Here is a 13,718-nt window from a genome sequence, read left to right as displayed (position 1 = left end):
GACATGACGCCACCGGAGTTTCTTCGATGATCGCCACAGCTCTGAAACAAATCGGCCATCCCGCGCTCGGCCGGCTGAACGACCGACGACTGTTCAGGGAACTCGCCTATATCGACGGCCGCTGGGTCCAGGGACGGCAAGCCGCGAGCTTCGAACTGCGAGATCCTGGGTCTGGCGCCATTCTTGCCCATATCGCCAGCCTGGGCGACGACGAGGCGGGCAGGGCGGTCGATGCCGCGGCGAGAGCCTTTCCAGCCTGGAAGGCATTGCCACCTCAGGAGCGGGGCGCCCGCCTGCGCGCCTGGCATCAGCTCATCCTTGCCGCCCGCGAGGATCTTGCCTTGCTGATGACACTGGAGCAGGGCAAGCCTCTGGCCGAAAGCCGCGGCGAGATCGACTATGGCGCCTCCTTCGTCGAATGGTATGCGGAAGAAGCCAAGCGCGTGAACACCGAGAGCGTGACCAGCCACCTTCCCGGGGCGCATATGCAGGTTAGCCGCGAGCCCCTCGGCGTCGCGGCCCTGCTGACGCCCTGGAACTTCCCTTCCGCCATGGTAACCCGCAAGGCTGCCGCGGCGCTGGCCGCCGGCTGCACGGTCGTGCTTCATCCGTCGTCCTATACGCCGCTCTCTGCCCTTGCCCTGGCTGAGCTGGCGGAACGCGCCGGCTTGCCCGCAGGCGTCTTCAACGTCGTCACCGGCGAGGCTGCTCCGATCGCCAGGCGCCTGTGCGAAGATACCCGCGTGCGGGTGGTCAGCTTCACCGGTTCAACCGAGATCGGGCGTCTGATCGCCGCCCAATGCGCACCCAGCGTCAAGCGCTTGGTGATGGAACTCGGCGGCAACGCGCCGCTTATCGTCTTCGGTGACGCGAATCTGGATCGGGCGATCAAGATCGCGCTCGATGCGAAATTCGCGACCTCGGGGCAGGATTGTCTGGCGGCCAATCGCATCTTCGTCCAGCGCTCGCTCTACCCAGCCTTCTGTGAGGAATTCAGCCGGCGCGTCGCCGGGCTCAAGCTCGGGCATGGCCTGGAAGAAGAAACCGACATCGGTCCGCTCATGCATGAACGGGCCGTCGCCCGCACCAAAGAGCGCATCGCCGATGCCTTGCAGCGAGGCGCCCGCAAGTTGACGGGTGGCGACATTGAATCCGGATCGCTCTTCGTGCCACCGACCGTCCTCGCCGACGTCCCCGATGACGCCCTGATCATGCGGGAAGAGGTCTTTGCACCGGTTGCAAGCGTCACGCCCTTCGACGACGAGCAGGAAGTGGTGGCGCGCGCCAATGCCACGGAGTACGGCCTTGTCGCCTATGTCGTCACCGAGAACACCGGCCGGGCGCTGCGCATGAGCCGCGCACTGGAATACGGCATGGTGGCCGTCAACCGCGTGAAGCTGACCGGTGCGCCCATCCCCTTCGGCGGTGTCAAGCAATCCGGCATGGGGCGCGAAGGCTCGCGCCACGGCCTCGAAGCCTTCACCGATCTCAAATATACCTGTCTCGACCTCGCTTGACTGTTTCGACCTCGCCTGAAAGGAGCCGACATGCTCGACCGCGCCGTTTCCGACAATGAACTCACCGCCTGGGATCGCGATCACTTCTTCCATCCCTCGACCCATATGGCCCAGCATGCCCGCGGCGAGACGCCCAACCGCATCATCACCGGCGCGGAGGGGGTCTACATCACCGATCGCAATGGCAAGAGCAGTCTCGACGCCTTCGCCGGGCTTTACTGCGTCAATGTTGGCTATGGCCGTACCAAGATCGCCGAGGCGATCGCCGAACAGGCAGCGCAGTTGCCCTATTACCATGCCTATGTCGGGCATGGCTCCCAGCCCTCGATCACCCTGGCCAAGATGATCATCGACCGGGCGCCGGAAGGGATGAGCCGGGTCTTCTTCGGCCTGTCGGGTTCGGACGCCAACGAGACCAACATCAAGCTGGTCTGGTACATCAACAATGTGCTCGGCCGCCCCGAGAAGAAGAAGATCATCTCGCGCTGGCGCGGCTACCATGGTTCCGGCCTGATGTCCGGCAGCCTCACCGGCCTTGCCGCCTTCCACAATCTGTTCGACCTGCCCAAGCCGCCTGTCCTGCACACCGAGGCCCCGTATTATTTCCGCCGGGAAGATCGTTCGCAGAGCGAGGAGCAATTCGCCGATCATTGCGCCGCCAAGCTCGAGGAACTCATCCAGGCCGAGGGGCCTGATACGATCGCCGCCTTCATCGGCGAACCCGTGCTCGGCACCGGGGGCATCGTGCCGCCGCCCCGGACCTATTGGGGGAAGATTCAGGCCGTTCTCACCAAATACGACATTCTCTTGATTGCCGACGAGGTCATCACCGGATTCGGCCGGCTCGGTTCGATGTTCGGCTCGGATCATTACGGCATCAAGCCCGACCTGATCACCATCGCCAAGGGGCTGACCTCGGCCTATGCGCCGCTCTCCGGCGTGATCGTGTCCGAAAAGGTCTGGCGCATCCTCGAAAAGGGCTCGGACGAGTTCGGCCCGATCGGGCATGGCTGGACCTATTCTTCCCACCCGCTCTGCGCGGCTGCGGGCGTGGCCAATCTCGAACTCGTCGATGAACTCGATCTGGTCGCCAATGCCGGCAGTGTCGGCGCCTATTTCAAGCAGGCGCTGACGGATGCGCTCGGTGCGCACGTCCATGTCGGCGAAGTGCGCGGCGAGGGATTGATGGCAGCCGTCGAACTCGTCCGGGATCGCGACGACCGCGCCTTCTTCGACGTCTCCGAAAAGGTCGGGCCCCGCGTGGTTGCCGCCATGCTGGAGAATGGCGTGATCGGCCGGGCCATGCCGCAGGGCGACATCATGGGCTTTGCTCCCCCACTTTGCCTCACCCGCGAGGAAGCTGACATCGTGGTGTCGGCAGCAGCCAAGGCGGTGAAATCGGTGCTCGGCGCGTAGTCGGGTAACAGACTGTACGACAGGGAGCGTTTCCTGGGATCGCAGGCTTCCAGCCTGTTCTTGGAAACGCTCCACTTGTAGGAGAGGAGGATGCAGGCTGGAAGCCTGCGATCCCAGGAGCAACTCTGCACTCGAGCTTATTCGGCCGGAAACTGGTAGCCCGGCGTCGACTTCGACAGCGCGATCTCCTCGGCGTTCATCTCCGCCTCGATGCCATCGAACAAAGGCGTGGTCATATAGCGCTCCCCCGTATCCGGCAGCATGCATAGGATGACGGAGCCGGCAGGCGCCGTCTCGGCGATCTGACGGGCAACCGCGAAGGTGGCGCCAGCCGAAATACCGACAAAGATGCCTTCCTTCTGGGCCAAAGCCTTGGCCCATTTCACACCCTCGGCACCGGCTATGGGAACGAGTTCGTCGTAGAGATTATTGTCGATCGCTTCCTGCAGCACCTTGGGAATGAAGTCCGGCGTCCAGCCCTGGATCGGATGCGGTTCGAAGGCCGAATGGCCGACAGCCGGCGAGCCATCTGCCGTCCGCTCCTGTTTCTGGCCACTGCCGACCAATTGGGCATTGGCGGGTTCGCACAGCACGATACGGGTGTCGGGGCGTTCGCGGCGCAGGACCCGTCCAACACCAACCGCCGTGCCGCCCGTTCCGTAGCCGGTGACGAAGACGTCGAGCCGCTTGCCGGCGAAATCGTTGATGATTTCGCGCGCGGTGGTCGCCTCGTGAATGGCGGCATTGGCCTCGGTTTCGAACTGATGGGCCAGGAACCAGCCATTCGCCTCGGCCAGTTCCACCGCCTTGCGATACATGCCGAAACCCTTCTGGGCGCGCGGCGTCAGCACCACCTTGGCGCCGAGCATGCGCATGAGCTTGCGGCGCTCGATCGAGAAACTGTCCGCCATGGTGACGACCAGCGGATAGCCTTTCTGCGCGCACACCATGGCAAGGCCGATGCCGGTATTGCCGCTGGTCGCCTCGACCACGGTCATGCCCGGCTTGAGCGCGCCGGTGCGTTCGCCATGCTCGATGATGCTGAGCGCCAGCCTGTCCTTCACCGAGGCGGCCGGGTTGAAGAACTCCGCCTTGACGTAGATCGTGGCATTGGCGGGAGCGAGGTTGTTGATCTTGATGACGGGTGTATCGCCCACCGTCTCCAGGATGCTCTCGAAAAGGCGGCCGCGGCCGGATGTCGTTCTGGATTCGGGCTGTCGTGTCATCTCACCTGCTCCTTGGCTTTCGGTTCGTCGCTTTTTGCAACCGCGTGATAGCATCGAGGCGTGAGCCGCTCGTGAAGAGGTCGAGCAAGGTTTGGAACCTGCTCAGCGCCAGGCGGATATGATCACCATCATCGGCCGATCCCGCTCTTCCGCAAGCGCGGAGTGCTGCGCCAGTTGTTCTTCCGTCGGGCTCCATTCCTCCACGCGCCTGATCACGAAGCCGACATCGATCAAGCTGTTCAGGGTCGTACCCAGGGTCCGATGGTATTTAACGACGCCCTTGGCCAGCCAGTCGGTGGTGCGCTCGCCCTCCACGGAATAGCGATCGACAGGCCAAATCCTCCGCCCCTCCTTGTCGTTCTGCCAACCCGGATTGCTCGGAGCCATATAGATCGGGTGCTCAATGGAGAAGACGAAGCCGGAGCCCGGCCGCAAGCTGTCATGAACAACCCTGGCCAGGCGCTCGAAATCAGCGACATAGTGGAAAGCGAGCGAGCTATAGGCGAAATCGAAACCGGCCGTCGGCAGTTCGAGCGTTTCGAGATCGGCAATCCGATAGTCCGCCTTGGAACTCGTCGTCATGTCCCGGGCCCGTGCGAGCATTTTCTCGGACAGGTCGAAGCCAAGCGTGCTTGCTGCCCCATGTTCCACAGCCCATCGGCTGAACCAGCCGAACCCGCAGCCGAGATCGAGCACGCGCTTGCCGCCGAGATCGGGAATCAAGGCCCGAATGTCCGGCCATTCCGGGGCTCCTTCCAAACCGTGGACCGAGCGAGGCAATTGGCTGTAGCCGTCGAAAAACGCCGGGCGGTCGTAAATATTCTGCGCCATCGAAATCTCTTCCTTCAATATTCCAATGAGATGCCGCTGCTCCATTCCGATTGGGAAAGGGGCGGAGGCGGGGCAGATTCAACCGCCACTCTCGACCTCGGCCACGCAATCGGCCAGCAACTCGACGCCCCGCTTGATCTGGCGCATATCCAGGCTGCCATAGCCCATCACCAGGCCGGCCCGATCCGGTTTCGTCGAGCTGCCCGCGGCATAGAGCGGCGACAGAGGATGGAGACCTAGCCCGGCCTGGGTGGCTTTCCGGATCAGTTCCGTCTCCAGCGCCGCCGGAATATGACGGAACCATGCGATGATGTGAAGGCCCGCCTTTGCTCCCTCGACGGCGAGCCTGTCGCCGAAACGATATCGCAATCCCTCGAGCAGGGTATTGCGGCGCTCGGCCATGCGCCGGCGAATGCGGCGGATATGACGTTCATAGGCGCCGTTTTCCAGGAGAGTGGCGAGAGCCTCCTGCTCCAAGGCTGGGCTGTGCCTGTCCATGATCTGCTTGGCGCGCGTGAAAATGGCGGCCAGATTGGAAGGGACCACCAGATAGCCGATCCGCAAGGTGGGCGACAGGGTCTTCGAAACCGTGCCGAGATAGAGAACGTTCTGGCCATTGCCCAGGCCGTACAGCGGCGGCACCGGATTGATATCATAGCGATATTCGCTGTCGTAATCGTCCTCGATCAGATAGGCCTCGCGTGTCCCGGCCCATGCGAGCAGGCGGTGACGCCTTGCTATCGACAGTACGCTGCCGAGAGGAAATTGATGGGAAGGCGTGACATAGGCGAGCCGCGCCTCGACGCGGGCAAGCCGCGACGTGTCCAGCCCATCCTGATCGGCCGCAACCGGTGTGACCTTGCCGCCGGCCGCGGCAAAAATATCCCTCGCCATCGGATAGCAAGGGTTCTCGACGACCACGCCTTGACCGGGATCGAGCAGCAGGCGGGCACAAAGATCCAATCCCTGCTGGGAACCGTTGACGATGATGATTTGCTCGGCTTCGCAGCGCAGCGTGCGTGCCCGCCAGAGATAACCTTGGAGGGCACGCCGAAGCCGATGAGAACCAGCCGGGTGGCCATAGGAAAGGCGATCCTGCCTCTGCGCCAGCGCGCCCAGAATGGCGCGCCGCCAGATCGGCGTGGGAAAGTCCGACGCGGCAAGATCGCCATAACGAAAATCGATGCCCGGCCTTACCGAGGGCGCGAGGGAGACCGGCTGAAGGGCGAGGCGCTCGCCATAGCACGAAAGGGGCAGGGGAGCCGGACCCGTCAGCAGGGGCAACGCCGGCGGCGTGCGGTCGAGAACCGCGGCCACCTTCGGCCTGGCGCCCTGCCGGCTGTGGATGAAACCTTCCGCCGACAACTGCTCATAGGCCGAGGTGACGGTCGCTCGCGCCACACCGAGTTCGGATGCCAGGGCGCGCGAGGAGGGCAAGGCGCCATCATCCCCATAAGCCCCTGCCAGGATCTGGGCCCGAAGCACCTCATAGATCTGCCTGGCCCCGGGACCTTGCGTCCGCCCGTTCCGCATCATCATAACTGGCCTAGCTAAAATTATCTAAACTGGACGTTCTTGTTAAGCCAGTTTGGCCCTATCCTGACAGGAAACCAAGTCGAGTTTTCACGAGCCCTCACAATGTATGTTCCGCCCGCCTTCCGCGAAGACGATCCTGCCATCCTCCATCGCCTGATGCGGGATACGCGCCTGAGTACCCTGGTGACCGCAACGGCAGCCGGCCCGATCGGCACGCCCTTGCCTCTGTTCTTCGACCCCGCCGAGGGAGAGCATGGCACCCTCTATGGCCATCTAGCTCGGGCCAATCCGCACTGGCAGGCCGAGCCGATCGGCGACGCCATGGCTATCTTCATGGGCGCGGACGCCTATGTCTCGCCCAACTGGTATGCCGCCAAGCAGGAGCACCACAAGGTCGTACCAACCTGGAATTACGAAGCGATCCATGCCTATGGGCCGGTCGAGTTCTTCGATGATCCCCGGCGCCTGCTCGAGGCCGTCACCCGCATCACCAACCTGCATGAGGGGACGATGTCCAAGCCCTGGCAGGTCAGCGATGCGCCACCGGCATTCGTGGAAGCGCAGTTGCGTGGCATCGTCGGCGTGCGCCTGACGGTCCGGCGCCTGGAAGGCAAGCGCAAGCTGAGCCAGAACCGGCCGGCTGCCGATCGCGCCGGTGTCGCGCGCGCACTCGCCGACAGCCCCAATCCCGCTGATCGCCGGATCGCCTCGCTCATTCCCCTCGATCCCACCTGAACGGTGGCTCGATATGAGACTGGGCGCTCCTATGCATGAACGGCACCGCCATGAATGAACAGTATCTGGAAACTGCCGCCGATCGCGAGCGGGTTGTCGACACCGCCGAGACGGCCGGCCTCGACGAAAAGGACATCGCCCGCTTCGGGCCCGATCCAAAGGCAAGCTTTGCCGCCAATCTCGCCGACGTAGAACGCAGGATCGCAGCGGCCAGCCTGCGCGCCGGCCGGGAACCGGCCGCGGTGCGGCTTCTTCCCATCACCAAGACCGTGCCTGCACCGGTTCTACGGCTCGCCTTCGCAGCAGGAATCCACGACTTCGGCGAGAACAAGATCCAGGAGGCACAGAGCAAGCGCGACGCCCTCGCCGACTTGCCGATCGCCTGGAGCATCGTGGGGCATCTGCAGACCAACAAGGTGAAATATCTCGCCCGCTTCGCCCGGGAGTTTCACGCTCTGGACAGCCTGAGGGTCGCCGAGATGCTGGACAGGCGCCTGACCATCGAGGATCGCTTCCTCGACGTCTACGTCCAGGTCAACACGTCGGGAGAGGACAGCAAGTTCGGCCTGCATCCCGACGCCCTGCTCGATTTCGTCGATCGGCTCGGCGACTTTCCGCGCTTGCGCCCCCGTGGGCTGATGACATTGGCTCTTTTCAGCGACGACATGGCGCGCGTGCGCCCCTGTTTTCGTCTGCTGCGTACCCTGCGCGATCGGGCAGTGAAGCGCAATGCGGCCTTGACCGAACTCTCGATGGGCATGTCGGGGGATTTTGAAGCTGCGATCGAGGAGGGGGCAGACGTGGTTCGCGTCGGTCAGGCCATCTTCGGCAAGCGCCCGACACCGGATGGGCATTATTGGCCCGGCTTTGCCCCGGGTTAGAGACGGGTCTGAAGCCAAAACGGCATGACCGGGAGGCGCCGGTCCACGTGGACTCCTGAGGATTTGCGCGGCCAATGGCAAGGGAAGCAACCGAATCTACACTGTTTGGGCCGTGAATCCGTCTACCTCAGGACGGAGTTCGAACATGCCTGCAGCGCTCGCCATTGCCCAAACCTATTCGGGGCCCTTTGCTGAAGAATTGGCCAGGCTCCAGAAAACCAACCCGGTTGCCGACCCCAAACGCTGGGAACAGGCCAAGCATGATGCGATGGAATTCCTGACCGATTGGGGCGACCAGGTGGCCGAACTCGGCTGGAGCGCCAGCGATCTGTTCGGCCTGCATCCGACCGCGCCGCTTGCGCGTTATGACGCGATGGGGCTGATCTGGTTGCTGCAGGGGCAGGCCGTGGGCGAAATCACCGAGCAAAGTGCCCGCATCGGTGAGACGACTTTCTACAGGGTGGTATGATAGAACCAAATTCGCGGATATGCCGTAGAGGCATCTCGGAATCACGCTGAAGTCACAGGCGGTCGACACACTCGCGCCAGTCAACGGCCACTACCGTAGGAGAGGTCGGCTGACGATAGTACCCCAATAGAACTCGCCCGGCGCATGGAGCGTCGGGCTTTTTTGTGTCAGGAAGCTTAGCGGGTGTGCGTGCTGCATCCTGGATCATTCATGCGCCGGATCGGTTCAACCCGCATAGCGGCGCCGAGGGCGGACTATCACCAGCGATGATGCCGGCCACCATGCCTGCGCCATCCGTCATGCCCGTGCCTTCCGCCATGTCGGCGCCAGCCTTCATGACGACCACGACCCCAGCCGCGATGCAGGCCATTGTCGTGGTGCCGGCGCCAGCCATGCTTGCCCCAGCCATGCCAGCCGATCTGGTCGACTTGTGTTGCGGCGGGAGTACCCAAATGAATCGGAGCAAGGGCTGACGACGGAGCAACGCTGGCAGACAGCGCGCCGACGGCAATGAGAGTCGCGAGAAGAATTTTTTTCATGCAAAATCTCCAGTCGGATTTGACAGGTCTTATATTCCGTTACGTCATATGAATGAATGCTGAATGGTTTCATTATTCGAAACAGATCTTCTCAGATCGTCGGACGGGCGAGGGGGAGGATAGACCCGAAGATGTCTGTAGATTTCCCTACGGGAGGCACGTTACGCCGAACCAGGCGACGTGTCCATCAGGCCGGATCAACCCCGCGCTTACGGATCCAATCCGCAAGTGCGAGGGCCTTCAACATGTTGATTTACGCGCCGTTTTTCCCCGCCATGTGCAATGCCCCTGCTGTGCGGCATCGGATGAAGCGGTTGTTGCAGGTGGTTCGGGGGCTGTAACGATCCGGCAAGTCACACCATGCCGCACCGGACCCAATGCCCAAAAGAAGTCGCTCAGCACACGCCTGCCGTCAACGCGCGGCCCCCTTAGCGGCCCTTGGTCAACAGCAGCTCGATCAAGCGCCATTCAAAGTCGGTAAGGTCATGTCGGCTCATCCCGAGTGTGAATCAGAATTTGCTGCAACATGGAAGAGCCTGTCCGCAGCTAATTGATGTTCGTTGCCCAGTCTCGGAATGTCTCGAGGAGCGACCGAAGGTGGAGGGGCCGCCAGTGCCGTGAAACACGTTGCCCTCCGTCCAGCACGTCCACCAATCGGTTTCATGCTCATAGTTGTGCGCGATCCGATTAAGCGTCCGGCCGTCGCAGTCCGTGCCTGCAAGGTTGATCTCCAGCGACCAGCCCGGATTATCAAGGGTGCTGATCGAGGGGCCGAACCCGTGCTCCCAATCTCCGTCACACGGGGCTTCATACCAGCGGGCAAACCAATCCAGAACGTCCATCTGGCTACACTATCCGAAATCCGAATCGTACCGGAGTAGAAAGAACGGACCGCTCTCACAAACTCGCCGTCCCCAAATTTATGGGTTCACGGCCTGGTATCTGGCAGGAAAGCAGGCTGGCGCCGAGCGGGGTGAAATTCCCCGCCGGCCCAACAACAGAATCTCCAGTCAACTTACTGGGCGAAATCCGTCGAGCGGGAGACCTCCTCCCAGACAGCCATCTCCGTCTTCATCGTTTCGATCTTGTCCTGGACGAGCTTGAGTGCGTCGCCCCCGAGATAGAGCCGCACCGGCGGATTCTTGGCCGAGACCAGCTTGAGGAGTGCCTGCGCCGCCTTGGCGGGATCACCGGGTTGGTTGCCGTTTTTTGCCTGCCGGGCGGCACGGATCGGATCCATGACCGCGTCGTAGTCGGCTAGGCTGCGCTCGGCACGCACCATCGAACGTCCGGCCCAGTCGGTCCGGAACTGCCCCGGTGCCAACGCCGTCACATGGATGCCAAGCGGCTTCACTTCCTTGCCGAGAGCTTCTGAAATGCCTTCGAGAGCAAACTTGCTGCCGCAGTAATAGGTGATGCCCGGCATGGTGATGAAACCGCCCATGGAGGTGACGTTGACGATGTGGCCGGAGCGCCGCGCGCGCATGCCCGGCAGCACCGCCTTGATCATCGCGACTGCACCGAACACGTTGGCATCGAACTGGCGGCGCATGTCGTCCAGAGACGATTCCTCCAGGATGCCCTCGTGGCCGTAGCCGGCGTTGTTGACGAGAACATCGATAGGGCCGACCTCGCTCTCCGCCTGGGCGATAGCGTTCGGAACGGCCTCAAAATTCGTCACATCGAGAAGCACGGCATGCGAGCGGCCAGGTGCGAGTGCCTCGAACGCGCCTGCCGCGTCCGCATTGCGAACCGTGCCGATCACACGGTGTCCCGCCGAGAGCGCGCCTTCGGCAAAGGCCTTGCCCAGTCCCGAACTGACGCCGGTAATCATGAAGGTTTTGATGATGCTCATGCCAACTCCTTTCGCGGCGTGCCGTTCGACTCGCCTACTTATATCGTGACCTTAATTATATATCATGATATAAATTTTCAAGAGACATGGAAAACAAGGAACTGAATCGACCATGGCGGAAACAAAACGGCAGCCTCTAAGGGAAAGAAACCGGCAGCTTGCCCGCGAGGTCGTGCTCGACGCGGCCGAGCGCCTGCTCGAGAGAGGAGAGACAGCGGACTTTTCGATGCGGGCTCTGGCGGAGGAGGCTGGCGTCGGTTTCGCCACGCCGTTCAATCACTTCGGCAGCAAGAATTCGATCATGCAAGCGCTTTCGGCTCGCCTGATCCAGCGGATGGCGGCGCAGTTTCGCGATGAAGCACCCGGCGGCGATGCGATCGACCATGTGTTGGCGATGGGACGGATCAGCGTCGCGCTCTTGCTGGAAAAGCCGGATGTCCACAAGGCGGTGGTGGGATCACTTGGCATCGCCAATTCCGAGCCCGGTCCGGTCCGGCAAAACTCGCGGGAGCTCTGGTCGTTGGCATTGGGGGACTTCGCCGGCGTGGCAGTTGAGCTGAAGGGGATCGCCCAGGCGATGCTCGCGGACCAGCTTGCCTTCAGCTTCCGGGGCTGCGTCTCGTTCTGGATCGCGGGAGAACTTCAAGACGAGGATCTCGATGCCGCTTTCCGGACAGGTGCCTCCACGCTCCTTCTCGGCTTTGCCGACCCGGCGCGCCGCATCGACCTGATCGAGCAGATCAAACGTCTCTAGCGCCCCATGGAAGCGGGCATTTCTTCCTCGGCCGCCCACTGAATTCGGAACGGCCTCATCGTGGCCCGGTCTGCGGGACTTGACGACCATCCTACCAGAAGGTAGATAGGTCTCATGAGCAATTTGTCGACCACCTCTGACGAGATCCTAGCATGCGCACGGTCACTGATCGTCGCTGGTGGCTACAACGGTTTCAGCTATGCCGATATCGCGGCCGTGGTCGGGATTCGCAAGGCAAGCATCCACCACCATTTCCCAAGCAAGGTCGATTTGGTCCGAACGCTGGTTGCTCGCTATCGGCAAGAAGCCGACACGGGGATGGCAAATCTCGAAACTCACGCATCCGATCCGCTCGAACAGCTTCGCTTCTACACCGGCTATTGGGAAGCCTGCATCGCGGACGCCAGCGCTCCGTTCTGTGTCTGTGCGCTGCTGGCAAGCCAACTCCCGGTCCTGCCCGAGGAAGTTGGCCTGGAGGTCCGGGCGCATTTCCGTTCCCTCTCCAATTGGCTGGAATCCGTACTGGAGCGCGGCGCGCGGCAGGGCCAACTGCGGCTGACGAGTACCCCTCGTGCCGAGGCCGAAATATTCATGGCAACGGTTCACGGCGCGATGCTCTCGGCGCGGGCCTATGGAGATCCGAAGATATTCGGTGTCGTGACAGGCCCGCTTCTCGAGCGTCTCGCCTCGCGGGCGGGCTGAGCGCCCTCCCGCAATCTGGATCAGATCCTTGAGCCTGCAGGGTTTGTCTTTGAAACTACCTACTAGTTGGAAGTTAGTATTTGAATTTCAAAGGAGACTGAAATGTTTGGAATTTCTCCCATTGGCTGGGTCCATACGCTCGGCAGCTTGCCCGCTATTCCACTGGCCCTGTACATGTTCGTTCGCTACGGACGAATTGTGCCCAGGTCGACAGCCGGCATCGTTTATTTCGTCTCGATGCTGATCGGCGCGGCAACGGCATTCCTCGTCGCACATCAGCCGGTGAGCTACATCATCGGTGCGACAACCATCATATTGCTGGTCGCGGGTTATGGCGTTGGGCGACTTCAATGGTTGGGACGTGCCGGGAGATTGATCGAGACGGTCTGCCTGAGCCTGACCGTATTCCTGTTGATGGTGCCAACCGTTACCGAGACCCTGCGTCGTGTTCCAGACGGCCATCCTTTCGTCACCGACTTGAAATCACCACTCCTCCTTGGGGCCCAGGCCAGCCTTCTCGTCATTCTCGTCATCGGCCTGACAGCCCAGATCATCTATCTCAGCAGGCAGGGGAAGATTGCGGCGGGGCAGCATTATTGACATGGCTGATATCGCAGGGGTGCAACCCAGCAGAACGCTGTGGCGACCCTATCGTCAAATCAACGGGTGGGCGGGCAAGATAGAGGCGGGGCGTTTCATCGGTGCGCCCATTAACCATCATTCCACAGCGTCCATCATACCGCGATTGGCAATATCATTTTTCAGACACCGTTCATTTTTGTCTCGCTAATTATGTCCGCATAGCTGGGGGCGGCTTTTCCAGGAGACCATTATGAAGAAGCTTATTTGCGCCGTCGTCCTTTCCATTGCGGCACTTGGCGGGACAACTCTTGCCGCTTCGGCTGCCCCTCGGCATGATTGGCGGCATCCGGGTTTTGATCGCCACCATCATCGTCCCGTCTGCAAGGTCGTGAAGACGAAGACTTTCAAGCATGGCCGGCCGGTATGGGCGACGCGGCGCGTCTGTCGATAGGGACACCTGCGAACGCCTCAGACGCAAAAACCCCTCCGGTCTGCAGGCCAGAGGGGTAAACGCACCACCGCAACTCTAGGTCGAATGGGAAAACAGGAGGCCCGGCTTAGGGCTGGGGGGCTGTCTGATTAAAGACCCGGGCCTCCAAGCTTCCATTTCCAAAGAAGCATCCTGATCGTACGGACCCGCTCGCCTCCCAACAATCCATACCTTGGTATGGCGCC

Annotated in this window: 14 protein-coding genes and 1 pseudogene; 8 read left to right on the top strand and 7 right to left on the bottom strand. The window is 61.9% G+C overall.

The window, feature by feature from the left end:
• The first annotated feature begins 26 nt into the window (after nucleotides 1–26).
• Both ACN6KF_RS08825 and ACN6KF_RS08820 read left to right on the top strand, forming a co-directional pair.
• Nucleotides 27–1,517, top strand: a complete 1,491-nt coding sequence (locus ACN6KF_RS08825) for an NAD-dependent succinate-semialdehyde dehydrogenase (protein WP_434956490.1) — start codon at nucleotides 27–29, stop codon at nucleotides 1,515–1,517.
• 30 nt (nucleotides 1,518–1,547) lie between these two features.
• Nucleotides 1,548–2,933 (top strand): aspartate aminotransferase family protein, encoded by a 1,386-nt coding sequence (locus ACN6KF_RS08820; protein WP_434956489.1) that lies wholly within the window; start codon nucleotides 1,548–1,550, stop codon nucleotides 2,931–2,933.
• 137 nt (nucleotides 2,934–3,070) lie between these two features.
• Here the strand turns inward: ACN6KF_RS08820 and ACN6KF_RS08815 are convergent, their stop codons facing one another.
• From ACN6KF_RS08815 to pdxR, 3 genes are all read right to left on the bottom strand, one after another.
• A complete protein-coding gene (locus ACN6KF_RS08815) occupies nucleotides 3,071–4,159 on the bottom strand; it encodes a PLP-dependent cysteine synthase family protein (protein WP_434956488.1) in 1,089 nt (362 codons plus the stop codon).
• Between the two features lie 102 nt (nucleotides 4,160–4,261).
• On the bottom strand, nucleotides 4,262–4,990 hold the full coding sequence (locus ACN6KF_RS08810; RefSeq protein WP_434956487.1) for a class I SAM-dependent methyltransferase: 729 nt from the start codon (nucleotides 4,988–4,990) through the stop codon (nucleotides 4,262–4,264).
• A 78-nt stretch (nucleotides 4,991–5,068) separates the two neighbouring features.
• Nucleotides 5,069–6,529 (bottom strand): MocR-like pyridoxine biosynthesis transcription factor PdxR, encoded by a 1,461-nt coding sequence (gene pdxR / locus ACN6KF_RS08805; RefSeq protein WP_434956486.1) that lies wholly within the window; start codon nucleotides 6,527–6,529, stop codon nucleotides 5,069–5,071.
• Between the two features lie 99 nt (nucleotides 6,530–6,628).
• On the opposite strand from pdxR, the gene ACN6KF_RS08800 reads away from it, so the two are divergent.
• From ACN6KF_RS08800 to ACN6KF_RS08790, 3 genes are all read left to right on the top strand, one after another.
• Nucleotides 6,629–7,261, top strand: a complete 633-nt coding sequence (locus ACN6KF_RS08800) for an FMN-binding negative transcriptional regulator (protein WP_434956485.1) — start codon at nucleotides 6,629–6,631, stop codon at nucleotides 7,259–7,261.
• A gap of 35 nt (nucleotides 7,262–7,296) precedes the next feature.
• Nucleotides 7,297–8,142 (top strand): YggS family pyridoxal phosphate-dependent enzyme, encoded by an 846-nt coding sequence (locus tag ACN6KF_RS08795; RefSeq protein ID WP_434956484.1) that lies wholly within the window; start codon nucleotides 7,297–7,299, stop codon nucleotides 8,140–8,142.
• Between the two features lie 145 nt (nucleotides 8,143–8,287).
• Nucleotides 8,288–8,611, top strand: coding sequence for a hypothetical protein (locus ACN6KF_RS08790; RefSeq protein WP_434956483.1), 324 nt, complete (start codon nucleotides 8,288–8,290; stop codon nucleotides 8,609–8,611).
• 208 nt (nucleotides 8,612–8,819) lie between these two features.
• Here ACN6KF_RS08790 and ACN6KF_RS08785 read toward each other — a convergent pair whose 3' ends face one another.
• The 4 genes and pseudogenes from ACN6KF_RS08785 to ACN6KF_RS08770 form a co-directional block, all read right to left on the bottom strand.
• Complete coding sequence (locus tag ACN6KF_RS08785) at nucleotides 8,820–9,020, bottom strand: hypothetical protein (protein ID WP_434956482.1); 201 nt, start codon at nucleotides 9,018–9,020, stop codon at nucleotides 8,820–8,822.
• Nucleotides 9,021–9,436: 416 nt separating this feature from the next.
• Nucleotides 9,437–9,647, bottom strand: a pseudogene (locus tag ACN6KF_RS08780) (transposase); the annotation flags it as partial.
• A 12-nt stretch (nucleotides 9,648–9,659) separates the two neighbouring features.
• Entirely contained in the window at nucleotides 9,660–9,992 is a 333-nt protein-coding gene (locus ACN6KF_RS08775; RefSeq protein ID WP_434956481.1) for an Imm53 family immunity protein, read from the bottom strand.
• 173 nt (nucleotides 9,993–10,165) lie between these two features.
• Nucleotides 10,166–11,005 (bottom strand): oxidoreductase, encoded by an 840-nt coding sequence (locus ACN6KF_RS08770; protein ID WP_434956480.1) that lies wholly within the window; start codon nucleotides 11,003–11,005, stop codon nucleotides 10,166–10,168.
• Between the two features lie 112 nt (nucleotides 11,006–11,117).
• Between ACN6KF_RS08770 and ACN6KF_RS08765 the strand changes: the two genes are divergently transcribed.
• From ACN6KF_RS08765 to ACN6KF_RS08755, 3 genes are all read left to right on the top strand, one after another.
• Nucleotides 11,118–11,759, top strand: coding sequence for a TetR/AcrR family transcriptional regulator (locus ACN6KF_RS08765; protein ID WP_434956479.1), 642 nt, complete (start codon nucleotides 11,118–11,120; stop codon nucleotides 11,757–11,759).
• A gap of 114 nt (nucleotides 11,760–11,873) precedes the next feature.
• A complete protein-coding gene (locus ACN6KF_RS08760; RefSeq protein ID WP_434956478.1) occupies nucleotides 11,874–12,461 on the top strand; it encodes a TetR/AcrR family transcriptional regulator in 588 nt (195 codons plus the stop codon).
• Nucleotides 12,462–12,563: 102 nt separating this feature from the next.
• Nucleotides 12,564–13,061, top strand: coding sequence for a hypothetical protein (locus ACN6KF_RS08755; RefSeq protein ID WP_434956477.1), 498 nt, complete (start codon nucleotides 12,564–12,566; stop codon nucleotides 13,059–13,061).
• Nucleotides 13,062–13,718 lie beyond the last annotated feature (657 nt).

Source organism: Labrys methylaminiphilus subsp. lupini, assembly GCF_051161885.1.
In the GTDB taxonomy this organism is placed as follows: domain Bacteria; phylum Pseudomonadota; class Alphaproteobacteria; order Rhizobiales; family Labraceae; genus Labrys.
This window is presented reverse-complemented; position numbering and strand designations above follow the sequence as displayed.